We start from the raw sequence: 1392 nt of genomic DNA, 5'->3' as shown, positions 1-1392 counted from the left end.
GACTTGGTGAAGCCCGACGTCTTTGTGGTCAATGCAGAAGGTGGTTCTGACGAGAAACGTAAACTCTGCAAAGAAAGAGGTATAGAATATGTGGAATTGCAACGCACACCACACGAAGGACTCCAAGCACGTTCGTCATCATCACTAAAGGCTGAACTTGCCAAAGGGCAACAAGAAACAGATACGACACAGGCTGGAAGCACAAACGGTGAATCTATCCCCACCCGACTGGACTTGGCAGGCACATGGATAGACCAACCATACGTGAGCATGCACCATCCCGGATGGGCCATCACCATCTCACTCGAACCAACATTTGAAGTAAGAGACCGTTGCGGACTATCAACGTCAACACGAAAAATGATACAGAAGATATGGCCTGTGAAGCTCCCTAATATGGATCCGGAAATGGTGGCGCGACTGGTATTCTGTTTTGAAAACAATCCTGAACGCCACGATGGAATCATATCAGGCGCACAAGACTCAATCGGCATCTGTATTCCAGGACTCTGCCGACACTATTACGACCACAATTTCTGGCCGGAAAAGATAGAGACAACACAGGACGAAATGACACTCCGATTCCTTGAAGACCATCTCGTAATGATACCGATGGCTCCCAGACGACCAGGATGTAGCGTGGTAGAGGATAAAGACATCACCCCAGACAAGGTGAAAGCTTTGGCTGATGCTGCTGATGCCTGCTGGACTGCCATCCTCGCACACAATATTGACGATTTTGCCGCAGCTTACAAAGCATCGTTTGAAGCACAAATTGCCATGTTCCCTGGCATGGTCACCCCCTCCATCAACGGCGAGAAGCTCCAAGAAGCAAGCGTACAACCCACAATAGACCAATACAGCGCCATGGACGATGTACTGGCTTGGAAAATGCCTGGTGCAGGTGGAGGAGGATATCTCGCCTTGGTAGTAAAGGACAGTAAGAACTTTACAAATGCTCACCATGAAGCCATCAATCTTCAAATACGAAGGGCATAATTACCTTATCCCCTTCTTGCTCATCAGCTCCCTGTTTTTTATGTGGGGCTTTGCACATGGTATATTGGAAGTGTTAAACCCCCACTTCCAGGAATCATTCCATATCAGCAAAGCCATGTCGGCACTGACACAGGCTGCTGTCTATGGAGCCTATTTCCTCATGGCACTACCCGCAGGATGGATTATTCAGAAATGGGGATACCGCAAAGGGGTAACGACTGGACTCATGTTATTCGGCATCGGTGCACTGATGTTCATACCTGGATTACTGGTTAATAGCTTCTACTATTATGTGTTGTCACTATTCGTCATTGGGTGTGGACTGACATGTCTTGAAACAAGTGCAAACCCATATACTACCGTTCTCGGACATCCCGACAAGGCAGAGAGTCG

At 48.1% G+C, this 1392-nt stretch carries 2 protein-coding genes; both read left to right on the top strand.

The features are described 5' to 3' along the window. On the top strand, positions 1 to 999 hold a 999-nt coding region (locus CIK89_RS13495; protein ID WP_094390468.1), incomplete at its 5' end, for a hypothetical protein. Further along, positions 965 to 1392, top strand: a 428-nt coding sequence (locus tag CIK89_RS05850; protein WP_144007361.1) for an MFS transporter, incomplete at its 3' end; no start/stop codon positions are given. The genes CIK89_RS13495 and CIK89_RS05850, both read left to right, overlap by 35 nt.

The sequence above is a fragment of the Prevotella sp. P4-119 genome, from assembly GCF_002251345.1.
GTDB lineage: Bacteria > Bacteroidota > Bacteroidia > Bacteroidales > Bacteroidaceae > Prevotella.
Note: the sequence above shows the minus strand (reverse complement) of the source record. Positions and strands in the feature narration are given on the sequence as shown.